Genomic DNA, 24,360 nt, shown 5'->3' with positions numbered 1-24,360 from the left:
GACGTCGGCGTGGGCTAGCCTCGGCCGATGAAGGGCATGCCCGCGGCCGTAATGGTCAGCTGGTTAATCGAAGCACTTAGCGGGGCATTGGCGATGTAGGCCACGGCCTGCGCGGCATGCTCCAAGGGGAATGAGGGCTCAACCTTGCGCGAGCCGTCGGCCTGCAAGGCGCCGGCCTGGGTGCCGATGCCCTGCAAGAGCTCGCTGGCGGTGTTGCCGATATCGATCTGTGACGCGCAGATATTCCATGCTCGCCCATCGAGCTCAATGGACTTGGTCAGGCCCGTGATTGCATGTTTGGTCACCGCGTAGGAGACCGAATTGGGGCGCGGCACCTGCGCGGAAATCGAGCCATTGTTGATGATGCGACCACCGTGCGCCTTCATGCGGTTGAAAGCTTCGCGAGCACAGTTAATTGCCCCGGTGAGATTGATGGCGCAGACCCTGTCCCATTCCTCCGGTTCGAGGTCGCCGACGTTGACCGCAGCGCCGAAGATCCCAGCGTTGTTGAAGAGCGCATCGACGGTACCAAAGCGCTGGACGGTGGCATCGAATGCTGCGCGTACCTGAGCGACATCGGCCACGTCGGCGGTGATCACGAGGGCATTGTCGGCCCCCGCGGCGGTCTCGTGCAGGGTTTGTTCGGTGCGTCCGAGCAGTCCGACATTCCAACCCTGAGCGAGGAGCAGTTGGGCCGCGGCGCGGCCGATTCCGGAGCCCGCTCCGGTGACGATGATGGTGCGCCGACGCTGCGGTGCCGAGTGTGACGTGATGGCGCTGGACATTACTCTCCTACTTTTACGCGTCGCTATTCCCCATTAATCCGGAGTTCACTAGCGGTGATGACTGGTTTCCCCGACTCTACCGGGTCTGTCCGGGGTTGTGAGTTGAGTTACTTAATCTTAGGATGCGAGAGAAAGTTTTCATACAGTGAAACGACCGTGTTGTCGTGGCGACCGCCAGAAGCGGTCAAAACTCCGAAGGAAAGCCCTGCATGACCATCATCGAGAATGAGCCGCAAACGGCTAGTGCATTGACCGCATCATCGGCGGATATCGACGAGCAAATCACCGGGATCCGTAGTGGTTTGACGTATCAGCTATCCGACCGAGACCCTGAAGAAACCCAGGAATGGATCGACTCGTTCGACCAACTCGTCGAGGCGCAGGGCACCGAACGGGCCCAATTCATCATCCGTTCCCTACTGCAACGCGCCGGCGCGAAATCCGTGGGCGTGCCGATGGTCACCACCACCGACTACGTCAACACGATCCCGGTCGATCAAGAACCCGAGTTCCCCGGTGACGAAGCCATTGAACGCCGCTACCGGGCCTTCATGCGCTGGAACGCCGCGGTCATGGTTCACCGCGGACAACGCCCCGACATCGGGGTCGGCGGGCATATCTCCACCTACGCCGGTGCCGCGACCCTCTACGAGGTCGGATTCAACCACTTCTTCCGCGGCCAAGACCACCCCGGGGGCGGGGACCAGATCTTCTTCCAAGGCCACGCCTCCCCGGGCATGTATGCCCGCGCCTACCTCGAAGGCCGTCTGACCGAGCAGGACCTGGACGGGTTCCGCCAAGAAAAGTCCAAGGAAGGGCACGCGCTGCCCTCCTACCCGCACCCACGGAATATGCCCGCGTTCTGGCAGTTCCCGACCGTGTCGATGGGCATCGGCCCGGCGAACGCGATCTACCAGGCCCAACTGAACCGGTACCTGCACAACCGCGGCATTAAAGACACCAGCGACCAGCAGGTGTGGGCGTTCCTCGGGGACGGGGAAATGGATGAGCCCGAGTCGCGTGGCTTCCTGCAGCTGGCCGCGAATGAGAAGCTCGATAACCTGAACTTCGTGATCAACTGCAACCTGCAGCGCCTGGACGGGCCGGTACGTGGTAACGGGAAGATCATGCAGGAACTTGAAGCGTTCTTCCGCGGCGCGGGCTGGAACGTGATCAAGGTCGTCTGGGGTCGTGAATGGGACACCCTGCTGGACAAGGACCCGGCCGGGGCCCTGGTCGATGTGATGAACCAGACCCCCGATGGGGACTACCAGACCTACAAGGCCGAGTCCGGGGCGTTTATCCGCGAGCACTTCTTCGGGCAGCGCCCCGAAACGAAGGAACTGGTCGCGGACCTTTCCGATGATGAGATCTGGCAGCTCAAGCGTGGCGGGCATGACTACCACAAGGTCTACGCCGCCTATAAGGCCGCCAGCGAGTTCAAGGGCAAACCCACCGTCATCCTGGCCAAAACGGTCAAGGGCTACGGGCTGGGCCCGCACTTCGAGGCCCGCAACGCGACCCACCAGATGAAAAAGCTCACCCTGGAAGACTTGAAGGGGTTCCGTGACCACCTGCGGATCCCGATCAGCGACGCGCAGCTGGAAGCCGACCCGTACCTGCCGCCGTACTACCACCCCGGGGTGGACTCCGAAGAGTATAAGTACCTGATGGAACGCCGTGCCGCCCTAGGCGGGGCGGTACCCTCACGCCGTTCCGAAACCCCTACCCCGGTGACCTTGCCCGGGGAGAAGTCCTACGCGATCGCCAAACGCGGTTCCGGGAAGCAGCAGGCGGCCACGACCATGGCCTTTGTCCGGTTGCTCAAGGATCTGATGCGCGATAAGGACTTCGGGCACCGGATCGTGCCGATCGTGCCCGATGAGTCCCGCACCTTTGGTATGGACTCGTTCTTCCCGACCGCGAAGATCTATAACCCGGCCGGGCAGAACTACCTCTCGGTGGACCGTGACCTGGTACTGGCGTATAAGGAATCCCCGGCCGGTCAGTTGATCCACCCGGGCATTAACGAAGCCGGCGCGGTCGCCGCGTTCACCGCCGCGGGCACCAGCTACTCCACCCATGGCGAAGCGTTGATCCCGATCTACGTGTTCTACTCCATGTTCGGCTTCCAACGCACCGGCGACCAGTTCTGGGCTGCGGCGGATCAGATGACCCGCGGGTTCATCATCGGTGCGACCGCCGGACGCACCACCCTCACCGGTGAAGGACTACAGCACGCGGATGGGCATTCACCGTTGCTGGCGGCCACCAACCCGGCGGTGATCACCTACGACCCGGCCTACGGGTACGAGATCGGGCATATTATGCGTTCCGGGCTGGAGCGCATGTATGGTGGGGGGCACCCGGATCCGAACGTGATGTATTACCTCACGGTCTATAACGAGCCGATCACCCAGCCGGCCGAACCAGACAACCTGGACGTCGAGGGGCTGATCAAGGGCATCTACCTGTTGAAGGAAGCCGCCGTGGACGGGCCCCGCGCCCAACTCTTGGCTTCGGGTGTGGCGGTGCCGTGGGCGTTAGAAGCCCAGGCGATCCTGGCCGAGCAGTGGGGTGTGTCCGCCGATGTGTGGTCGGTGACTTCCTGGAACGAGTTGGCGCGGGATGGGCAGGCCGCCGATGAGGCGTACCTGTGTGATCCGGCTGGTGGGCGGGTGACCCCGTTTGTGACCGGGAAACTGGCCCAGGCGACCGGGCCGGTGATCGCGACCAGTGATTACATGCGCGCGGTGCCCGAGCAGATCCGCCCGTACGTGCCCGGTGAGTTCTATACGTTGGGTGCTGATGGGTTCGGGTTCTCCGATACGCGGGCCGCGGCGCGCCGGTTCTTTAAGATCGATGCGCATACCGTGGTGGTCCAGGCGCTGGCCGCGTTGGCCGAGCGTGGGGAGATTGATGAGGCGAAGGTCGCCGAGGCGCATGCGGCGTACCGGTTGAATGACCCGACCGCGGGTACGAGTGGGAACGCCGGCGGCGACGCCTAACCCACGTCACTAGCTCACGACCCCGTGGCGCCGCTTTGGGTGCCACGGGGTCGCGGGTCGTTAACCCCGAAGATCCAACGGCGATCTCGCCCGCCGAAGCGTCACCCGATGAAATAAAAAACAGATTATCTTGATACTGCCGTAGATATTTCGGCAGTCCTCTGAAAATCTCGTCGAAAACCCTACTCTGGTGAACACAAGTTATGGCGGTCACCGCTCGAATTTCCGTTCGTTCACACCGCCCGAGACGTCTCACGAGAGGAGCGGTTGCCATGATCATTGGTGTCCCGAAGGAAATCAAGAACAACGAATTTCGCGTCGCCATAACCCCCGCCGGGGTATCCGAGTTTGTCGCTCGGGGCCACGAAGTGATCATCGAAACCGGCGCCGGGGTCGGTTCGGGCAACGCCGATGAGGCCTATGTTGCCGCCGGGGCGCGGATTGCGCCGGATGCCGATGCAACCTGGGCTGAAGCCGAGATGATCTTGAAGGTCAAGGAACCGATCGCCGCGGAATACCACCGCATGCGTGCTGGGCAATTGCTGTTTACCTACCTCCATCTAGCCGCTTCGCGCGAATGCACCGACGCACTGCTCGCCGCAGGGTCAACCGCCATTGCCTATGAGACCGTCACTTCCGGACGTTCCCTGCCGCTGCTGGCACCGATGTCTGAGGTTGCCGGTCGCTTGGCGGCTCAAATCGGGGCCGTGCAGCTACAGCAGCCTAACGGTGGTGCCGGAGTGCTGATGGGTGGTGTGCCAGGCACGCGTCCGGCCAAGGTTGTAGTAATCGGTGGTGGCGTGGCGGGTACGCACGCGGCAACCATCGCACTTGGCATGGGCGCCGACGTGACCATCATTGATATTAGTCTCCCGCGCCTGCGCGAGATCGACCTGGCCTTCAACGGACGGATCAAGACCCTGGCCTCGCAGCGCCTGACCATCGCCGCCGAAGTAGCCGAAGCGGATCTCGTGATCGGTTCCGTGCTGATTCCGGGCGCCGCCGCACCAAAGCTGGTAACCAAGGATATGGTCGCCCACATGCGCCCGGGTTCCGTGCTGGTCGATATCGCGATCGACCAGGGTGGCTGCTTCGAAGGGTCGCGCCCAACCACTCACGCCGAGCCGACCTTCAAGGTCCATGACGCCGTGTACTACTGCGTGGCCAATATGCCTGGTGCCGTGCCGCAGACTTCCACCGCGGCGCTGACCAACGCCACGCTGCCTTACGCTCTGCGCATTGCGGATAAGGGATGGATGCAGGCGTTGCGTGAAGATGCCGGCCTTGCCAACGGGCTGAACGTCCACGAAGGCCAGGTGACCTTCAAGTCCGTGGCCGATGAGTTCGAGCTGCCCTATGTCTCAACAGCCGAGGTCTTGGGCTCCGCCGCCGCGGTCTAAGCAAATCTTCGGTACGGTACAGGCCGTCGGACGCATCGTTTTCGATGCGTCCGACGGCCTGTACGTTCGTTAACGGCCTTCATGAAGATACAGGTCAACAACGCATGCGCCTAGAGTTGACGGGGTGGCTATGCGCGAGGAGCGGTGATGTTTGGCGACGTACTTTTCGGTATCCTCCCGCTGTTCTTAATCATGATCGTGGGCTACGCCGCGAGCCACGCTTTGCGCTTTGCCGATAACGTCGAGCCGGCGCTGAATACCTTTGTGTTCTACATTGCCTTGCCAGCGCTGCTTTTCACGGTGGTGGCCGATGCTGATCCGCAGTCCGGGGTGCCGCTGGAGTTCTTACTTGTCACCACCGCGGCCACCACGGTTTTTGCGGGGCTGGTTGGGCTGTTGACCCGCTATGTGTTGCGACGGTCTCTCGCGCAGTCGCTGGCCATGAGTCTGAGTACCGGATTTGGCAATGTGTCCTATCTGGGGATTCCGGTGGTTCTGGGCGTGCTGGGCAGCAGTGCGGGGCTCGCGGCTGGCATGGGGCAATTGGTGCATAACGTGTTGTTCATGGTCGGGTTTCCCGTACTGGCCCAACTCGTGTTGCCGACGCGACGAGGAGATCAGCGGCGACGCAGTGCGCGCACCGTGGCGATGACGGTGCGCAACGCGTTGCTACGCAATCCGGTGACCTGGGCGATGCTGGCCGGAGGGGCCGTGCTCTACTTCGGTTGGTCATTGCCCGACCCGGTAGAGCGGGCCGCTCAGATGTTGGCGGCTGTAGCCGCGCCCGGGGCGCTTTTTACCATTGGGCTATCGCTACGGCGTACGGTGCGCCGTATCCGGGGGCGCGCAGCAGACCAGCGGAGCGCGGCGCGGATGTCGTTACCGGCAATGGTGTTGATGGTGCTGGGTAAGTTATTGCTCTTACCGGCGCTGACCGTAGTTAGCCTGGTGTGGTTGGCTCCCGACTTGGATCCGCTCTGGTTCAATACTGCGGTCTTGATGGCTGCGATGCCGGTGTCGGCTACGGCTTACATTATGGCGGCGAGTGAAACCGGCGATGGCGAACCAACTGCGGTGGGGATCGTGCTCACCTGCGCCTTGGCGGTCTTGACGCTACCGACCTTGGCTCAACTTTTCTTGCGCTGATCGTGGCCTGAAAGCCCTTGCACCTGCGCTTAAAAGAACGCAGAGCCCATTCTCGACGCCTCAGGAGAATGGGCTCTGCGTGGTCTACAGGACCGGCGGTGGCCGGTGGCTTAGCGCTTCTTGCCGAAGAAGCGGTCCCAGATGGTGGGAGCAGCGGGGGAGATGCGCACCCGGTTGCTGATGTCCGGATCCAGGTTGGGGATCGGAGCAAACAGTCCCGTGCGCAGTGCGTCGGTGGCCGCGTGGACCAGGGATTCATCCTGTGTGCAGTGCGTTTCGGCCGAATTGATGGCGGTCATGGCGACCCTCCTTTGAGTCTAGTTTATTCCGTATTACGGAAGTTAGTTTCTATGTTGTGAAATCATTATGGCCAGACTTTAGCTCGACGCGCAAGTGGTGTGTGTCATATTCTTTCGCTAAGCAAGATTTCCACCTAGAAAAAATCTGATTTTATGCAATGTGAGGGATTCCACTTGACTCACTGGGTGTGATTGGGCTTACAGTAGTGGAACGAAGTTTCCACGATCCAGAAACATCTAGTCGAAGCCGACGAGCCAGTCGGTGGTAAGGGTGTCAGCGAGCGGATCGAGCAGAGCAGGACGAAAGAGCTGATACCGATGGATTTAGAATCCTTCAACACCCTAAGCGACTCCGAGGCCGTGGCGATCTTGCGCCCATGCATCGATATTGACCGGTGGGTTAACGAGGTGCTTTCGGCCCGCCCCTTCGACTCCGTCGATGAACTTCAGCGCACCGCCGAGCGCAGCGCCAATCCCTTCACCGAAGAAGAGGTTAACGCCGCTCTGGCCCATCACCCGAGAATTGGCGAACGAGCCGAGGGTGAATCTAAGGAAGCGAACCTTTCGCGTGGCGAACAGTCCGGGCTCTCCTTGGACGATGAAGCCAAGGCCCGCCTGGTAGAAGCCAACCGTGAGTACGAGCAGCGCTTCAACCGCGTCTTTCTGATCCGCGCAGCGGGTCGCACCACCGAAGAGATCCTGGCCGAATGCCAGCGTCGCATCGGCAATGATGACGCCACCGAAATGCGCGAGGTCGCCGAACAGCTTCGAGCCATTGCACTTTTGCGTCTCTCGAATGCGATTAACAACTAGGCGCTCGACGCCAGACTTTCCCCGAATATAAACCCCTTACCCAAGGAGTTATCAATGGCAGATGTAACTGAGCGCAGCCACATCACCACCCATGTACTCGACACCGGGACCGGGAGGCCTGCCTCCGGTGTCAAGGCCACGCTGGAAGCCAAGACGGCATCCGGCTGGCAAGAAATTGGAACCGGCGAAACCGATGCGGATGGCCGCATCAAGAACCTGGGGCCGACACAGGTTGAAGTAGGACATTACCGGGTTTCCTTCGAGACCGGCGACTACTTCGGGAAGCAGGGAACGGAAAGCTTCTTCCCCGCGGTAAGCATCGACTTCTACGTCAATAGCGTCGATGAGCACTACCACGTACCTCTTCTTATCAGCCCGTTTGCATATTCCACGTACCGAGGAAGTTAGAACCATGACTACCGAAACCACCGCTCCCGCCGCCACCAAGATCGTTCTGGGCGAGAACCAGTACGGCAAGGCCGAAGTTCGCCTGGTCAAGATCACCCGCGACACCGCCCGCCACGAGATCGAAGACCTGAACGTCACCAGCCAGCTCCACGGCGACTTCACCAAGGCGCACTACGAGGGTGACAACGGTCTGGTCGTCCCGACCGACACCCAGAAGAACACCGTCTACGGCCTAGCCCGTGACGGCGTGCGCAGCCCGGAAGAGTTCCTGCTGAAGTTGGGCAACCACTTCACCAGCGAGTTCGAGTGGATCACCGGAGGCCGCTGGGCAGCCCAGCAGTACTTCTGGGACCGCATCAACGACCACGATCACGCCTTCTCGAAGAACAAGAGCGAGGTACGCACCGCCGTTCTGGAGATCGCCGAAGACGGTTCGAAGAGCATCGTCGCCGGCCTTGAGGACCTGACCGTCCTGAAGTCCACCGGTTCGGAGTTCCACGGTTTCCCGCGTGACAAGTACACCACGCTGAAGGAAACCACCGACCGCATTTTGGCCACCGACGTGACCGCTCGCTGGCGTTACTCGAACGAGGCTATCGAAGCCGGCATCGACTTCAACGCCGTCTACGCCTCGGTGCGTGAGCAGTTGCTGACCTTGTTCGCCAACACTCACTCGCTGGCTCTGCAGCACACCATGTTCGAAATGGGCAAGGCTGCACTGGAGGCCAACCCGGAGATTTCCGAGATCAAGTTCTCGCTGCCGAACAACCACCACTTCCTGGTGGACCTTGAGGTCTTCGGCCAGGACAACCCGAACGAAGTGTTCTTCGCCGCAGACCGCCCATACGGTCTGATCGAAGCCACTGTCGAGCGCGAAGGTGCCGGCGCCAAGCATCCGATCTGGACCAACATCCCGGCATTCATCTAGCCCTTAATGCCTATCGGGGCGTGTCCGTGTAGCCGCACGGACACGCCCCTTGCAGCAAACTGACGAAGGAGGTCAGCCATGCGCGCTGCGAAAGTCGAATCTATCAAACCACAGCGTCCCGAAGACGAAAAGTTGCCGATTGGGAAGACAATTGCCTATGGCATGCAACACGTCTTAACCATGTACGGCGGCATCATTGCCCCGCCACTGATCATCGGCGGTGCCGCCGGGATGGACAGTGCTGATCTGGGCCTGTTGGTTGCCTGCTGCCTGTTTGTAGGTGGTCTGGCCACGATTCTGCAGACCATTGGCATTCCTTTCTTCGGGGCTCAGCTGCCCCTGGTGCAGGGAACCTCGTTCGCCTCCGTGGCCACCATGGTGGCCATCGTCAATGGCGGTGGCGGCATTCAAGCGGTCTTCGGTGCGGTACTTGCCGCCTCGGCTATCGGTTTCCTGATCACGCCGTTCTTTGCCCGTGTGATTAGGTTCTTCCCGCCGGTGGTCACCGGCGTGGTGATCACCATGATCGGTGTATCGCTCACCCCGGTAGCCGCGAACTGGGCCATGGGCGGAAACTCGAACACCGAGGACTACGGCTCTCTAGCCAACATCGGGCTCGCCGGCCTGACGCTGTTGATCGTCCTATTGCTCTCGAAGGTCGGCAACGCCGCAATTTCGCGCCTGTCGATTCTGCTGGCTATCGTCATCGGCACCGTAGTGGCAGCCGTAGTCGGCATGGCCGACTTCTCGAAGGTCGGCGAAGGCGCCATCTTCGCGGTTCCGCAGCCGCTGGCCTTCGGCATGCCGGTCTTTGAAATCGGCGGCATCATCTCGATGACCATCGTGGTGCTCGTTATTCTGACCGAAACCACCGCCGATATCCTCGCCGTGGGCGAGATCGCCGGCACCAAGGTGGACCGCAAGCGCATCGCCAACGGCCTGCGTGCCGATATGGCTTCCTCGATGGTCGCCCCGATCTTCAACACCTTCACCCAGTCCGCCTTCGCGCAGAACGTGGGCCTGGTAGCGATCACCGGCATTACCAGCCGTTTCGTGGTGGCCGCAGGTGGCGGTATCTTGCTGGTCCTTGGCTTGCTTCCGGTCCTCGGTCGTGTGGTGGCCGCCATTCCGATGCCAGTGCTCGGTGGCGCCGGTATCGTCCTGTTCGGCACGGTGGCCGCCTCCGGCATCCGCACGCTGTCCAAGGTGAAGTACGACGGTTTGAACCTCGCCATTGTGGCCGCGTCCATCTCCTTTGGCTGCCTGCCCATCGTGAAGCCGGATTTTTACCACAACTTCCCAACCTGGTTCGAGACCATCTTCCACTCGGGTATCTCCTCGGCCGCACTGATGGCCGTGCTGCTGAATCTGCTGTTCAACGAGATGCGCTTCGGCACCCCGAAGAAGGATGGTTCGGTCTTCTCGGCCGCCCCACCGCGTCTGGTACGCAAGGATGAGGTGTGCGGCCTGATCGACGGGGACCACTTCGAGGGTGGAAAGCTCATCGACAAGGATGGCTACGAAATCCCCGTGGTCACCCCGGAGGAGTTCGAAAAAATTGAAACGGGTGCGATCGAAATGCCTAAACCGAAGCTGGCCGATGTCGGCCACGGTCACTAGGTAAAAGACCACCTATAGCGCGCATGAGAAAGACCCGACCCCTGCAGGGGTCGGGTCTTCGTGCATTTATTGCCATTGCGAGGTCTCTGGGTGGGAAGCGAAGAATTTGCTCTGGGGGTGGCCCGCATCACTTGTTAGCGCTAACATTGTGTGAGTCTGGCTCCACCGCCCGACAACGAAGGACTAGCAGGAGGATTACATGGCACGGAAAACATGGGCTCGCCGCACGGTAGCTGCGCTCGGTTCGTTGGCGTTCATTACGGGTTTGGCCGCCTGCGGTGGCGGGGGAGCCGGGGCCGGTGCGGCCGGTGGTGGCGATGCGATGGAACCGGGCGACGTGCAAATAGGCGTGGCGATGCCCACCGAAACCTCGGAGCGTTGGATTGCCGATGGTGCCGCCGTGAAGTCCCAGCTTGAAGAGGCCGGCTACGAGGTCGACCTGCAGTTCGCCAACGACGATATCCCCACGCAACAGCAGCAGATCGACCAGATGATCACCAAGGGCGCCGATATTCTCGTCGTGGCCTCCATCGACGGCACCGCCCTCTCCACCCAACTTCAAGCGGCCGCCGATCAGAATATTCCGATCATCGCCTACGACCGGCTGATCAACGGCACCGAGAATGTCGACTTCTACGTCACCTTCGACAACTACAAGGTGGGCGTGCAACAGGCCACCTCGCTGTTGACCGGACTGGGACTGCTCGATGAACAGGGCGAACGCACCACGAAGAAAGGGCCGCTGAACATTGAGCTGTTCGCCGGCTCCGTGGACGACAACAACGCGCACTTCTTCTTCAAGGGTGCGATGGACACCCTCAAGCCCTACCTCGACGACGGCACCCTAGTGGTCGGCTCCGGGCAGACGACCATTGAGCAAACCGCCACCCTGCGCTGGTCTCAGGAAGAAGCGCAAAGCCGCATGGAGGACCTGATCACCGCCCATTACGGCGGCGGCAAGAAGAAGATCGACGGGATCCTCTCACCCTTCGATGGCATCTCGCGTGGCGTGATCACCGCACTGAGCAACGCCGGATACGGAGTCGATATCGACGCTGGACTGCCGATCATCACCGGACAGGATGCGGAAATCGCCTCCGTGAAACTCATCGACGACAAAGTGCAGTACTCCACGATCTTCAAGGACACCCGCAAGCTCGCCAGCCAGGCGGTCACCGCGGTCAAGGACTTCGCCGAAGGCCACGAACCGGAAGCCAATGACACCTCCAGCTATGACAACGGCGTGAAAACCGTCCCGTCCTACCTACTGGACTCGGACATCGTCACGGCCGAGAACATTTCTTCGCTGCTGGTCGACTCCGGTTACTACACGGCCGACGAAGTTGCCGCCGGGCAGAGCAAGTAACCGCCCACAGTAGGGCGCACGCGAGGAGAAGAACGAGCCCACATGGAGAACACCATCCTGCGCATGCAGGACATCATCAAAACCTTTCCCGGGGTTAAGGCTCTCGACGGCGTCAACCTCTCGGTTGCCGCCGGAGAGATCCACGCCATCTGTGGTGAGAACGGCGCCGGGAAATCCACGCTTATGAAGGTCCTCTCCGGGGTATACCCGCATGGGAGCTACTCCGGCAGCATCCACTTTGACGGTGTTGAGCTCAAGGCCAGCACCATCAAGGATTCCGAAGCGCTGGGGATCGTCATCATCCATCAAGAATTGGCGCTGGTGCCGCACCTGTCGGTGGCGGAAAACATCTTCCTTGGCAACGAAACCCAGCACGCCGGATTCATCGACTGGAACTCCACGAACCAGCGAGCCGCGGCTCTATTGGAACGCGTTGGTCTGGCCGAGCACCCTGCCACCCCGGTGGGACAACTCGGCGTGGGTAAGCAGCAGCTCGTGGAAATCGCCAAGGCGCTGAGCAAAAACGTCAAGCTGCTCATCCTCGACGAACCCACCGCCGCGTTGAATGACGCCGACTCCGAGCATCTCTTGGATCTTCTGCGCGATCTTCGGCGGCAGGGGATCACCAGCATCATCATCTCCCACAAGCTCGGAGAGATCGAGGAGATCGCCGACACCACGACCATCATTCGCGACGGGCAGAGCGTTGAAACTCTCGACATGTCCGACCCGCTCACCACGCAGGACCGCATTATTCGGGCCATGGTCGGGCGTGAGCTGTCGGTACGCTATCCGCCGCGCGAACCTGACATTGGCTCGGTGGTGTTCGAGGTGCGGGATTGGAGCGTGCGACACCCGACCCAGCCCGATCGGCTGGTGGTGGATGGGGCGGCGCTGGATGTGCGGGCCGGTGAGATTGTGGGCGTTGCCGGTCTCATGGGCGCTGGTCGTACCGAGCTGGCGATGAGCATTTTCGGACACAGCTATGGGCGGGATATCTCCGGCACCGTGCTGATGGATGGCCGGCCCGTGGATACTTCCAGCGTGCGCAAAGCCATCAAGGCTGGCATCGCCTATGTTTCGGAGGACCGGAAAAAATTCGGACTAAACCTCATCGAAGATATTCGCACCAACACCACCGCGGCCGGGCTGCAAAAGATCTCCACCGGCGGATTCGTCAACGGGCCCAAGGAGATCCAGATCGCCGAGTTCTACCGCCGCTCCATGCGGATCAAGGCCCCCTCGGTGCTGGCCAAAACCGGAAATCTCTCGGGCGGTAACCAGCAAAAGGTCGTACTGGGCAAATGGCTGCACACCGCCCCCGAACTACTGATCCTCGACGAACCAACCCGCGGCATCGACGTCGGAGCTAAATACGAGATCTACACGATCATCAACGAGCTCGCCGACGCAGGTAAGGCGGTGCTGGTGATCTCCTCCGAACTACCGGAGCTACTAGGGATCTGTGACCGCATTTACACACTCGCCTACGGCCGGATCACCGGCCAACTCCCGCGCGCCGAAGCCACCCAGGAACGCCTGATGGAGCTCATGACACTCGAGAAGGACAACACCCGATGACCATCGCTTCCGATGTGAAGGATATTTTCACCAAGAACCTGCGCACCAGCGGCATTTATATTGCCTTCGTGCTGATCGTCGTGCTGTTCACGGTGCTCACCAAGGGCCTGCTGCTCAGCCCCATCAACATCACCAACATTGTGTTGCAGTACTCCTATGTGCTCGTGCTCGCCTTGGGCATGATCATGGTGATCGTCGCCGGGCACATTGATCTCTCCGTCGGTTCCCTGGTGGCGCTGACCGGTGCGGTCTCCGCGGTGCTCGTCATTCAGGGCGGAGCCCCATGGTGGGTGGGTATGCTCGCCGGGATCGCGGTCGGCGCCCTGTGCGGAGTCTGGCAGGGCTTTTGGGTCGCCTATGTGGGCATTCCGGCCTTCATCGTGACCCTGGCCGGCATGCTGCTGTTTCGTGGGTTGACCTATGAGGTGCTCAATAACGTCTCCCTCTCGCCGTTCCCCGGCGAATACCAGCGAATCGCCGGCGGGTTCCTTAACGGACTGCTCGGAGGCTACGGCTATGACACCTTCACTCTCGTCATCGGCGTGATTGCGGTGGTCGGTTTGGTGGTTTCGGCCTGGCGCACCCGGCAGGGACAACTGAAATTCGGGCAGCACGTGGATTCGCTGGCGTTGTTCATCATCAAGTACGCGCTCGCCACCGCCGTGATTCTCTGGTTCTTCTGGCAGATCGCCATCAGCCGCGGCATGCCCATCGTGCTGATGATTCTCGGTGTGCTCATCATCGCCTATCACGTGTTGACCACGCGTACCGTTTTCGGCCGCCACGTCTACGCCATCGGCGGTAACCTGTCGGCCGCCCGGCTCTCCGGGGTGAACGTCAAGAAGATCAATTTCTGGATCTTCGTGAATATGGGCATGTTGGCCGGTATTGCCGGCGTGGTGTTCTCCTCCAGGTCCAACGGCGCCCAGCCGGGGGCGGGCAATATGTTCGAGCTTGATGCCATCGCCGCCTGTTTCATCGGTGGCGCCTCGACCACCGGCGGCGTGGGTCGGGTCACCGGAGCCATTGTCGGTGGTCTGGTAATGGCGGTGCTTTCAAATGGCATGCAGCTCATGGGTGTGGGTGCCTCGACGCAGCAACTGGTTAAGGGCATGGTGCTGCTCATCGCCGTGGCCTTCGACATTTACAACAAGCGGAGGGTTGGGGCAGCCAGCTAGAGGCTGCGTCCACGACACCGTTCTTCAACAATTGCTAGGGCAGAAAATCAATGTCACTCAGTACTTCCGGGTTAGCGGATTGCGGCAACCACGGCTGGCTCAGCCATCGGCTGGCCGATGGCCGCGAGGCGATCTTCTTCGCCGACGCTGGCCGCGAGCCGCCACAAGAGGTGCGAGACCAGCGGGCGCTGGACCCGCGTTCGGCGCCCGGGGAATTACGCCAGGATCCGTTGACCGGGGACTGGGTGGCCGTCGCCGCCCACCGCCAAGCGCGCACCTATCTGCCGCCGAAGGAAGAGTGCCCGCTCTGCCCGAGCGTGGCGGGGCGGCACAGCGAAATTCCCGCCGCCGATTTCGATGTGGTCTGCTTCGAGAACCGCTTCCCCTCGCTGGGGCCGACCCAAGACCACCTCGCGGACGCCGCCCACGGTCAAGCCCAGCCCGCCTACGGCCGTTGCGAGGTTGTGGTCTTCACTCCGGAGCACGCCGGGAGTTTCTCCCAACTGACTGATGCGCGGGCCCGCACCGTGGTTGAGGCGTGGGCACAACGCACCGCGGCCCTCTCGGCGCTACCCGGCATCCGCCAGGTTTTCCCATTCGAAAACCGCGGCCAAGACATTGGCGTGACCCTGCATCACCCGCATGGACAGATCTATGCCTACCCCTACATCACCCCCTACGCCCAGCGGCTGGCCGAGCGTTCGCGCCGGTACGCCGAGGACACCGGGGGCGCGCTTATGGGGCAACTACTCGCTAGGGAGCGGGAGAGTGGTGAACGAATGGTGTTCGAGGGCGAATACTTCTCCGCCTATGTACCCTTTGCGGCGCGCTGGCCACTGGAAACCCATCTGGTGCCGCATCGTCAGGTGCCGGATATCGCAGCATTGACCGGGGCCGAACGCGACGAATTGGCCGTGCTTTACCGCGACCTATTGCGCCGCTATGACGCACTGTATGCCAGCCCCACTCCCTATATCGCCGCGTGGCATCAGGCCCCGCTGACCGCAGTTGACCGCGCGACCGGCTGGTTGCATCTACAACTGACCAGTCCACGCCGTTCCGCCGACAAACTGAAGTTCTTGGCCGGATCCGAGGCGGCCATGGGCGCCTTCATCAACGACGTGAGTGCCGAACAGACCGCTGCGCGACTGCGTGAGGCCATGCCATGATCCGCCACGAGGACCACACCGTAGAGCAGCGCGCCCGGCGACTGCACGAGCGCTTCGAGGCACTTTACGGTCACCGTCCGGAGGGTGTCTGGCAGGCACCGGGCCGGGTGAACCTTATGGGGGAACATACCGACTACAACCTTGGGTACGTGTTGCCCTTTGCCATCGACCGGCAGACGCTGATCGCGGTGCGTCGCGTGGACCCCGACGCCGCGCATGCGGACGAGATTGCCCTGGCCTCCACCATGGGCGCCGGTGGTGGGGCTCCCGAGGTGACGCGGATGCGGCTAGCCGACCTTGCTCCGGGAACCCCGGCAGGCTGGGCTGCGTACCCGGCGGCGGTGAGCCATGTGCTCGCCGCGGAATATGCCGGACGGATACGCGGTTTTGAACTCCTCGTGGATTCCACGGTCCCGGTTGGTTCGGGGCTCTCCTCCTCGCATGCGCTCGAGGTAGCAACCATCGTGGCACTGAATGAGGTGCTCCACCTCGGGCTCGATGCGGAACGGATGGTGCGCCTGACGCAACGGGCGGAAAACGACTTTGTGGGGGCACCGACCGGGATCATGGACCAAAGCGCCTCGCTGCTCTCGCAGGCAGGCCACGCCCTGTTTTTGGACTGTCGCTCCTTTGCCTCGCGAGCGGTTCCGTTGCCACTAACCGAGCGGGGCCTAAAGGTGCTGGTCATTGACACACGGGTCGCCCACGCTCTGGTGGACGGTGGCTATGCACAACGCCGGGCCAGCTGCGAAGCGGCCGCCGCGCGGTTGGGGGTGAGCTCGTTGCGCGAGATCGACGAGGTGCACCTGCTTGATGCGCTGGAAGAGCCACTGCGTCGCAGGGCCCGCCACATTGTTTCCGAGAACGGCCGTGTTCTGCACACCGTGCAGGCCCTGGAACGTGGAGATCTGAACCTCGTCGGCCAACTGCTGACCGAATCACATGCTTCGATGCGCGATGACTATGAGATTTCCTGTCCCGAACTGGACCTAGCCGTGAGCGCTGCCCTCGAAGCCGGTGCCCTTGGGGCGCGCATGACGGGCGGCGGCTTTGGCGGGAGCGCCATTGCGCTGATCGACGAAACGGTGCGGCCGCAGGTGGAGAGCGCGATCCGTCAGGCCTTTGACCGGGCCGGGTACGCCGAGCCCGGCATCTTTGTGGTGGCCCCCGCGCAGGGGGCGGGGCGCGTATGAGTTGGCTGGTTACCGGCGGTGCCGGATATATCGGAGCCCACGTCATCAGGGCACTGGATGAGGCCGGCATGTCCCCGGTCGTCGTGGACAGCCTCAGTAGCGGTGTGCGCGGTTTCGTACCCGAGCACATTCCGCTGCTCGAGCTGAGCATCTTGCAGCGCGATGAGCTCGCGCACGCCATGCTCAGGTACCGGGTGCGCGGTGTGATTCACCTAGCCGGCTACAAGTACGCCGGGGAATCGGTGCGCTATCCGTTGCATACCTTCGAGCAGAATGTCACGGGCACCGCCACCCTATTGCAGGCCATGGCCGATGCAGGGGTGGAGCGCATTGTCTTTTCCTCCTCGGCCGCCGTCTATGGCACCCCGCGTGAGGAGCTCGTCACCGAGCGCACGCCCACCTATCCGCAGTCGCCCTATGGTCAAAGCAAGCTCGTGGCCGAATGGTTGATCCGCGACCAAGCGGTCGCCGCGGGGATTGCGCACACCTCGCTGCGCTACTTCAACGTGGTGGGTTCGGGGGACAAGCACCTCTACGACGCCAGCGCTCATAACTTGTTCCCGTTGATCTTCCGAGCGCTCGCCGCGGGGGAGCGACCGACCATTTTCGGCACCGACTACGACACCGCCGATGGCACCTGCGTGCGCGACTATGTGCACGTGGCGGATCTCGCGCTGGCGCATGTGGCGGCCGCGCGGCGGCTCGAACGCGGCGAACCCGTCGAGCCGGTTTATAACCTCGGATCGGGTCAGGGGGTTTCGGTTCGGGAGATTATGCAGGCGGTCGCCGAGGTGACCGGGCACCGGTTCGAGCCGCGCCTAGCCGAGCGTCGGCCGGGTGACCCGGCGCGAATTGTGGCCGACGGTAGTTTGGCGGCCCGCGATCTGGACTGGAGGATGCGCCACAGCCTAGGACAGATGGTCGCTAGTGCCTTTCGAGCTGCGCCTACATTGCGGTGAGAAAACTCCGGTCCGAGGGACACCAGGCGCTTAACGTTTAGAGTTATTAGCGTGCAACAGATTATGGCCATCGGTGTCGATATAGGCGGAACCAAAATAGCCGCCGGACTTGTCGATTCGGCAGGGCGCATCGTGCGTCAACTTCGTCGTGAAACACCGAAAAATGATGCCCTAACGGTTGAATACACTGTGGCCGAGCTGGTGAATGAACTCAGTGCCGGCGAAGCGGGTATCCCGGTCGGGGTCGGCGCCGCGGGGTGGATGGATGCGGCCGGTGAGAACGTGCTGTTTAGTCCACACCTGGCCTGGCGCAACGAGCCGGTGCGGGCTCGGCTTCGCGATCTGATGGGTGCCGAAGTCACCCTGGTCAATGACGCGGACGCCGCCGGGTGGGCCGAGTACCGCTTTGGGGCCGCGCGCGCAGAAAGCGATGTGGTCTGCTTGACCCTAGGCACCGGGATTGGCGGTGCGATGATTCTCGGCGGCGAGGTGTATCGCGGACGCTTCGGGGTAGCTGGGGAGTTTGGCCACCAGGTGATCGTTCCCGGAGGGCACCGCTGCGCTTGCGGTAACCGGGGATGCTGGGAACAGTACGCCTCGGGTAACGCACTTGGCCGCGATGGCGCCGAACTGGTGCGTTCGGGTTCACCGGTGGCGCACAACCTGATTGCCGCGGTGCACGGAGCGCCTGAGGAGGTCACCGGAGCTATCGTGACCCGACTGGCCGCCGAAGGGGATCCGGCCTGCCGGGACCTGCTCACCGAGATGGGGCAGTGGTTGGGGCTGGGAATCGCCAATCTGTGCGCGGTACTGGATCCAGGCATGATCGTGATCGGTGGCGGGCTGGGTGCGGCCTCTGCGCAGTTGGTGGCCACCGCCGACGAGAGCTACCGAAAAACGCTCTCCGGGCGTGGCTACCGGCCCTATGCGGTGGTGGCTCAGGCTCAACTGGGGGCCGAAGCGGGGCTCATCGGCGCCGCCGATCTGGCCCGCCGCAACCACACCACTGTCTAGCGGCCCCTGTTCCGCCGGAGCGATCGATGTGACACTGGAGCCATGCGGAATCTGGTGATGGTCGTGTTCGTCGAACCGGTGACCGAGGGTGGGATGTTCCCGCGCGAGGACTGGCCACTGCACATCACGCTGCTACGTTTTGATTTGCCCAGTACCGCCGAAGACGGATCGGATCCCGTGCGGCGGCTAGTGGAAGATGCGACCCCGGCCGTCTGCCGGGCCTTAGGGGCGCAACTGCGGGTAGGCCCCGAGGCGTGGTTCGGGCGGCACGAATCGATTCTGGTCAACCTCGTGGAACCCGACCCACGGCTACAGGAGCTCCACGAAACCATCGCTGGGCAGGTGCTGGCCCTGCACGGGCGCATCGCCAGCCAGCGGCATACCCTCGAGGCCTACCGGCCGCACATCACCCACCACGACGGTCGGCGACGACATGCCGGACAACTGCTGGAGCTGGACCGTGTGGCCTTGGTGGACATGGCTCCGGAGGGGGACCACTCCCAGCGCCGCATTCTCAAGCTCTGGCAGGGCCCGCCTCCGGCGTGACGTGCTTAGTGGGCAGCCAACGCTCCGGCTGTGGCGTTGCGTTACGCGGTCCAGAGACAGCGTGGACCGCGGCGGATGACGTCACCGACGCCATCCGCTACGGGTTGGCGGCTAGTTGATGAAGTCGAAAATCAATAGCCCGAGCCCAAAAATGAATAGTGCCAAGGCGCTGAAAATGAAGATCAGAAATGGATTCCGGCGCCCTTCGAGCGTCGGAGAGCTTGCTCGAGAATGGTTGCTCGCGCGCAGACAGAGTACTGCTCCAAGTGCAAATGCACTCATGGCTGAAACGGAAAGAGCAGTAATGGGCAACGCACCACCTTAGGCTGGCGAGCAATCTCTAGGTCGACGACTCGGGCGGGACTCCGAACAGGAGGCACGAAGTCGACCCAAGTGATTGAGTATAAATTCCCTTGAAGTCTATTCCGGGCCCCAATTGGCTGTAAATCCTACTTTCGTTGGAGCCTGCGGCACTCGCGCGTCTGGCATATGTCATGTTGCGCCCAAGGAGCAGTAACCGTGGGAACACCAACCGGCTACACCGTGACCGGCTCCTCAAGCGGACTGAACACCAGCTGTAGGTGGGCGCCGAGTGAAACACGCTCGGCGTTCACCTCATAGACCTCGCGTATCAGCTCCGAGGTGAGCACCGTGTCGGGAGTACCGCTGGCCACGACCCGCCCTTGCTGGAGCATCACCAGTTTCGTGCAATAGCGCGCCGCAAGATTCAGATCGTGCAACACGATGACGGTGGTCAACCCGAGCTGCCCGACGAGGCGCAACAATTCGTGCTGGTGCCGAATGTCCAGGTGGTTTGTCGGTTCATCGAGTAACAGGTGATCGGCCTGTTGCGCGAGCATGCGAGCAATAAGCACGCGTTGCTTTTCACCGCCGGAGAGCGTGGCGTAGCGCCGATCCGCTAAGTCGCGGACACCGACGCGAGTCAGCGCCTGCGCCGCGGCACGGTGATCTTCGCGGTCGAAAGCGGCCAAGGCACCGCGTTGCGCTGTCCGCCCCAACAACACCATATCGGCCACGGTGATCGGCAGGTCCGAGGGTGTCTCTTGGGCCACTACCGCGATCTTCCGGGCCAGTTCGGTGCCGCGCAACGCGGTCACCGGGTCTCCATCGATGCTCACGAGTCCGGCCCGGGGCCGCAGGGCCGCATAGAGGGTGCGCAACAGCGTGCTCTTACCGCTACCGTTGGGGCCGATCAGCCCCAGCACTTCACCGGGGCCCGCCTCGAGCGAGACGCCCTGAATGACCAGTCGGTCATCGTAGCCGACCGAAATATCTTGGGCCGAAATCATGGCTACTCACTTCCTTTCATGTAACGCGTCATCATTGGGTAGGGTTCAGCCGGCGTACCAGCAGGAAGAGCAAGGGCGCGCCGAGTAGTGCGGTGACGATCCCTAACGGCAGTTCCTGCGGGGACAGGACGCTGCGGGCCAGCACATCGGCCCAGATGAGGAAGATCCCACCGAGCAGCGCCGCGACCGGTAATAGCCGACGGTGTGCGGTTCCCACGCAGAGCCGGGCTACATGAGGGATGATCAGCCCCACGAAGCCGATCCCACCCGAGGCGGCAACCAAGGCTCCGACGCAGAGCGCGATCAACACCATCACCATCGCGCGAAGCCGGGTCGGGGAGAGGCCCAAGGTCTGCGCGGTGCCATCACCGATGGCGAGCGCATCGAGCGGCCTAGCCCAATACAACAGCAGCATCAGCGTGGCCAGCACCACCGCGAGGGTCAGTATGGCCGAACCGTGGGTGGCCAGCGTGAGCGAACCGAGCACCCAAAAGAGCACCGAACGGCCCGCATCCGGGTCATCGGAGGCGAAAATCAGCAGCGAGGTCAATGCGTGTAATACGTACCCAATCGAAACCCCTGAGAGCACCAGACGGGTGGAAGTCATCTGCCCACTGACACGGGCCAATAAGAAGACCGCCACCCCGGCGGCGAGCGCCCCGATGAAAGCGCTACCGGTGAGCGATAGCGAACCTACGCTGGCACCGAAACCGAAAAGAATCGCGGCCGCGGCTAGTGTCGAGGCACCCGAGGTCACCCCGAGCAGGTAGGGCTCGGCCAGGATATTGCGAGTCAACGCCTGCAACGCCACTCCGGCAATGGCCAACCCCGCGCCGACCGCGGCTCCAAGAAGTACCCGAGGTACCCGCGAGAGCCAGATAATCGATTCCTCGGACGCGCTCCAATCCACTTGCAGCGGAAGCCCGAAAAGCTGCCGGCCGATAATCCTCGCGGTCGTCTCCAACGGGATACTGGCCGGCCCGAGGCTAACGGCCACCGGAATTGTGGCCACCAAGAGCACCGAGAGCCCGATCAGCCATCGGCGGGTGCGCCGACGCCGCCGGTCATGCTCGAGGTCATCCGCTGCCGGGAGCGGGGGCAAGACGGCTGAAAATTCGGTAACTGTGCTCATTCGGTCGGCTCCGGTCGCAGAGACAGGGCGGCTAGTAGCGCGAGTAGCGTGAGCGCCCCGAGTGCGGTGGCCGCACCCGGATAGCCGGCCACGCCCATGCCGGCACCGGCCACGGCGGCACCGAGGAAGAGACCTAGGCTCATACCCGCGGAGTTTAGGCTCAACGCGGTGCCGCGTACGGTACTGCATCGGCGCACCAGCAGGGTCACCACGGCTGCGGCCACCACGGCGTGACTCGCCGAAAGCAACGCCGTGGCCAGAAGCGCCAACGGCAGATTAGGGGCGAGATACACCCCAACCAGAGCGCCAAGGGCGCTGATGAGGCAGAGCACCATAACCCGCCGGGCTCGTGCATCGGCCTCCTCGAGATTCAACAGTCGACCGGCCGCGAGATGTCCTAGGAAGAAAGCACCGCCGCTAAGCCCCCAAACGAAGGCGAACTGGCTCGGTTGCAGGCCAAAGCGTTCGGAGTACAACGGCGCGAGGAAAGCCAGATGGCCCATCAGAGCCCCGGCCCGGCCAAAGGCCACCAAGAGCAGTGCCCGTGCCCCCGGCACCTTGGCAAGGGTGCGGAAGGCGGCAAGGTAACCGATGCGTGCGGTATCCGGTGCCGCATGCTGGGTGTTGCGGTCAAAACGCAGCAGTAGCGGGACCAGCGCGAGGGCCAGCACGGCCACCGCGATCAGGTCGCCACGCCAGCCCCACCAGCTGGTGGGGATCACCAGCAGCGGAGCCCCCAGCGTCGAGGCTAGGGTTTGTGAGGTCATGACCAGTGTGGCGGCCCGGCTGGCGGCGGGCCCGGAGCCAAAGCGGTCGGCCGCCGCCGTGGAGAGCGCCGGATAGAGCAACGCGTTCGACACGCCTGTGATCAGGCAGAAGGCCGCCAGCGCCGGAAGCCAAGCGAACGACCCGACAACAGTGGCCAGGGCAAGGAGCACCAACGCCACCGAAGCCACGCGGCCCGGTGCAAAACGGGAAAGTAGCGGGGCCAGCGCGACCCCGGCCAGCACCGCGCCGATTCCGCCGAGTCCACGCAGGGCGCCGACGGCGGCGTTCCCTTCGCCCACGGATTCTGCGATCGAGACCAGAAAGGTGCTGAAAATGGTGAAGGGTAGTAGACCCGCCGCGGAGGCGAGCAGTGTGGGCCACAGGGCGGCGACTATGCGCCGTTCGCTGGGCAGGGTTTGGTCGACTGTGAGGTTATTGCTCATTTCACTCCCACCGTTGCGGCGCAGATCAGCTGCACATCGTCGGAAAAATCTTGCACCGTGAAGGCCTCAGAACAAGGTTCCGGGGCTAAGGCTTCGGCACTCTGGGTTAGGTATCGTTCGTAGGTATTGAGCAGCGCGTCGATCGTGGGACAGGGGACCTGCAGTTGCCGGGCGAGACCTTGGATGATCTTCGTGCGGTAGTAATCCTCCTTCGGCATCCGCGGAATATCCCATACCCCAGCCTGTGTGCGGAAGATCGGACGGAAAGCGATGGCCGAGAAGTCGAGGTAGCGTCCCTGGTCATCCGGGGTGGAGTACGGGTCGATCAGTAGCGACGCATAGCGTACGTAGAGCAAGTACTCTTGCTCGCTGCTCGACAGGCTCTCGAAGCGGGCGGCGTCCACCGGATTGATGCTTTCGGGGCGCACTGGATACCCGTCGCTGAGCATGAAATCCAGCAGGTTGACCGGGGCGCCGCCCAAGCGCTCGGTAATGGCCGAGAGCTCTCGCCAATGGGCGAGCATGGTGCGGATCAGCTCCGGGTTGATCGGTCCCTCCGGGTAGAGCTTATAGACATAGCTCTTTGTCGCCGCCGGATCGAATACGGCCCGCAGCGCGAACTCGTTCATGAACAGGCTCGAATGCACGTAGAGCGACATATTCCGTGTTTCGGCGGCCAGCGGATGTTCAACTGCCTCCAGTTCGACACCGACGCCGGCGTGCAACTTGGACAGCACCTGCAGACTTGGCGAGCTACCCGCGCTGGAACCGGCGTAGACGCGGCGTTTGACCCCGGCGGTCAGCACGCGCTCGCCGATAGTACCCTGCGACCAGCGAGTATCCCCTAGGTAGCTTGAAAGGCTGATGACTTCTGGGGTGGCGGGCCAGTCGCGGGTGTAGCTGCGCACCAGGGCACTGGAGCCGAGGGTGGGGGAGAGCAGGACAATGCGCTGGAGCGAGGTGTGCACGCTAGGCGGGAGACTGCGTAGCACCGGAAGGTAGGCATCGGCGGTGACCGTCAGGACGAGAGTGTCCCAACGGCCCCGTACGTGCGTGTAATCGGTGTACCAGAAGCTGAGCCTGCCGGTGCCGGCCAGCGCCCGGTGTTGTTCATTGTGCACCTCGACCTCAATCTGACCGGCGGAGGCTTGCAAGCGGTCAAAGAACTCGGCGGAGCGCGCCGAGGGGCGCCCGGCGATGCCCACCTGATGCTCGAGGCGGGTGAACAGGAGCGCTAATTGCACCGCGGTGGGACCGGTGCCGGCGATTAATACCGAACCGAAATCTTCCATGG

21 protein-coding genes are annotated in these 24,360 nt (G+C 62.5%); 15 read left to right on the top strand and 6 right to left on the bottom strand.

What is annotated here, in order from left to right:
- Positions 1–14: 14 nt before the first annotated feature.
- On the bottom strand, positions 15–785 hold the full coding sequence (locus tag ACJD00_RS15995) for an SDR family oxidoreductase (protein ID WP_418907882.1): 771 nt from the start codon (positions 783–785) through the stop codon (positions 15–17).
- A gap of 209 nt (positions 786–994) precedes the next feature.
- Here ACJD00_RS15995 and aceE point away from each other — a divergent pair, with 209 nt between their 5' ends.
- The 3 genes from aceE (at position 995) to ACJD00_RS15980 (ending at position 6,339) form a co-directional block, all read left to right on the top strand.
- On the top strand, positions 995–3,793 hold the full coding sequence (gene aceE, locus ACJD00_RS15990) for a pyruvate dehydrogenase (acetyl-transferring), homodimeric type (protein WP_418907881.1): 2,799 nt from the start codon (positions 995–997) through the stop codon (positions 3,791–3,793).
- Between the two features lie 272 nt (positions 3,794–4,065).
- Positions 4,066–5,193 (top strand): alanine dehydrogenase, encoded by a 1,128-nt coding sequence (gene ald / locus ACJD00_RS15985; protein ID WP_418907880.1) that lies wholly within the window; start codon positions 4,066–4,068, stop codon positions 5,191–5,193.
- Positions 5,194–5,340: 147 nt separating this feature from the next.
- Complete coding sequence (locus ACJD00_RS15980) at positions 5,341–6,339, top strand: AEC family transporter (RefSeq protein WP_418907879.1); 999 nt, start codon at positions 5,341–5,343, stop codon at positions 6,337–6,339.
- A gap of 110 nt (positions 6,340–6,449) precedes the next feature.
- On the opposite strand, the gene ACJD00_RS15975 is transcribed toward ACJD00_RS15980, so the two are convergent.
- Positions 6,450–6,638 carry a hypothetical protein gene (locus ACJD00_RS15975; protein ID WP_418907878.1) on the bottom strand — a complete coding sequence of 63 codons (189 nt, stop codon included), beginning with the start codon at positions 6,636–6,638 and terminating at the stop codon, positions 6,450–6,452.
- 318 nt (positions 6,639–6,956) lie between these two features.
- Between ACJD00_RS15975 and uraD the strand changes: the two genes are divergently transcribed.
- From uraD to ACJD00_RS15915, 12 genes are all read left to right on the top strand, one after another.
- Positions 6,957–7,451, top strand: a complete 495-nt coding sequence (uraD, locus tag ACJD00_RS15970; protein ID WP_418907877.1) for a 2-oxo-4-hydroxy-4-carboxy-5-ureidoimidazoline decarboxylase — start codon at positions 6,957–6,959, stop codon at positions 7,449–7,451.
- A gap of 54 nt (positions 7,452–7,505) precedes the next feature.
- Positions 7,506–7,859 (top strand): hydroxyisourate hydrolase, encoded by a 354-nt coding sequence (gene uraH, locus ACJD00_RS15965; protein WP_309410060.1) that lies wholly within the window; start codon positions 7,506–7,508, stop codon positions 7,857–7,859.
- Positions 7,860–7,863: 4 nt separating this feature from the next.
- On the top strand, positions 7,864–8,787 hold the full coding sequence (pucL, locus tag ACJD00_RS15960) for a factor-independent urate hydroxylase (RefSeq protein ID WP_418907876.1): 924 nt from the start codon (positions 7,864–7,866) through the stop codon (positions 8,785–8,787).
- A 78-nt stretch (positions 8,788–8,865) separates the two neighbouring features.
- Positions 8,866–10,407 (top strand): nucleobase:cation symporter-2 family protein, encoded by a 1,542-nt coding sequence (locus tag ACJD00_RS15955; RefSeq protein ID WP_418907875.1) that lies wholly within the window; start codon positions 8,866–8,868, stop codon positions 10,405–10,407.
- A 199-nt stretch (positions 10,408–10,606) separates the two neighbouring features.
- Positions 10,607–11,773, top strand: coding sequence for a multiple monosaccharide ABC transporter substrate-binding protein (gene chvE / locus ACJD00_RS15950; RefSeq protein WP_418907874.1), 1,167 nt, complete (start codon positions 10,607–10,609; stop codon positions 11,771–11,773).
- A gap of 42 nt (positions 11,774–11,815) precedes the next feature.
- Entirely contained in the window at positions 11,816–13,354 is a 1,539-nt protein-coding gene (mmsA, locus tag ACJD00_RS15945; RefSeq protein WP_418907873.1) for a multiple monosaccharide ABC transporter ATP-binding protein, read from the top strand.
- Positions 13,351–14,532, top strand: a complete 1,182-nt coding sequence (mmsB, locus tag ACJD00_RS15940) for a multiple monosaccharide ABC transporter permease (RefSeq protein ID WP_418907872.1) — start codon at positions 13,351–13,353, stop codon at positions 14,530–14,532. The genes mmsA and mmsB overlap by 4 nt, the downstream gene beginning before the upstream one ends.
- Positions 14,533–14,582: 50 nt before the next feature.
- Positions 14,583–15,701 (top strand): galactose-1-phosphate uridylyltransferase, encoded by a 1,119-nt coding sequence (galT, locus tag ACJD00_RS15935; protein ID WP_418907871.1) that lies wholly within the window; start codon positions 14,583–14,585, stop codon positions 15,699–15,701.
- Complete coding sequence (gene galK, locus ACJD00_RS15930; RefSeq protein ID WP_418907870.1) at positions 15,698–16,894, top strand: galactokinase; 1,197 nt, start codon at positions 15,698–15,700, stop codon at positions 16,892–16,894. The genes galT and galK overlap by 4 nt, the downstream gene beginning before the upstream one ends.
- The gene (gene galE, locus ACJD00_RS15925) at positions 16,891–17,853 is read left to right on the top strand and encodes a UDP-glucose 4-epimerase GalE (protein WP_418907869.1); all 963 of its coding nucleotides are present in this window, start codon (positions 16,891–16,893) and stop codon (positions 17,851–17,853) included. Before galK ends, galE begins: the two co-directional genes overlap by 4 nt.
- A gap of 63 nt (positions 17,854–17,916) precedes the next feature.
- Positions 17,917–18,867 (top strand): ROK family protein, encoded by a 951-nt coding sequence (locus ACJD00_RS15920; protein ID WP_418909349.1) that lies wholly within the window; start codon positions 17,917–17,919, stop codon positions 18,865–18,867.
- Between the two features lie 42 nt (positions 18,868–18,909).
- A complete protein-coding gene (locus tag ACJD00_RS15915; RefSeq protein WP_418907868.1) occupies positions 18,910–19,413 on the top strand; it encodes a 2'-5' RNA ligase family protein in 504 nt (167 codons plus the stop codon).
- A 536-nt stretch (positions 19,414–19,949) separates the two neighbouring features.
- Here the strand turns inward: ACJD00_RS15915 and ACJD00_RS15910 are convergent.
- From ACJD00_RS15910 to ACJD00_RS15895, 4 genes are read right to left on the bottom strand one after another with little or no spacing between them, the layout of a single operon-like run.
- Entirely contained in the window at positions 19,950–20,723 is a 774-nt protein-coding gene (locus ACJD00_RS15910; RefSeq protein ID WP_418907867.1) for an ABC transporter ATP-binding protein, read from the bottom strand.
- Positions 20,724–20,754: 31 nt separating this feature from the next.
- A complete protein-coding gene (locus tag ACJD00_RS15905; RefSeq protein WP_418907866.1) occupies positions 20,755–21,855 on the bottom strand; it encodes a FecCD family ABC transporter permease in 1,101 nt (366 codons plus the stop codon).
- Positions 21,852–23,066, bottom strand: a complete 1,215-nt coding sequence (locus ACJD00_RS15900; RefSeq protein WP_309410033.1) for an MFS transporter — start codon at positions 23,064–23,066, stop codon at positions 21,852–21,854. The genes ACJD00_RS15905 and ACJD00_RS15900 overlap by 4 nt, the downstream gene beginning before the upstream one ends.
- On the bottom strand, positions 23,063–24,358 hold the full coding sequence (locus tag ACJD00_RS15895; protein WP_418907865.1) for an opine metallophore biosynthesis dehydrogenase: 1,296 nt from the start codon (positions 24,356–24,358) through the stop codon (positions 23,063–23,065). Before ACJD00_RS15895 ends, ACJD00_RS15900 begins: the two co-directional genes overlap by 4 nt.
- Positions 24,359–24,360: the final 2 nt, after the last annotated feature.

Origin of the sequence: Glutamicibacter endophyticus, from assembly GCF_048457885.1 — a bacterium.
Taxonomy (GTDB): Bacteria; Actinomycetota; Actinomycetes; order Actinomycetales; family Micrococcaceae; genus Glutamicibacter; species Glutamicibacter endophyticus.
This window is presented reverse-complemented; position numbering and strand designations above follow the sequence as displayed.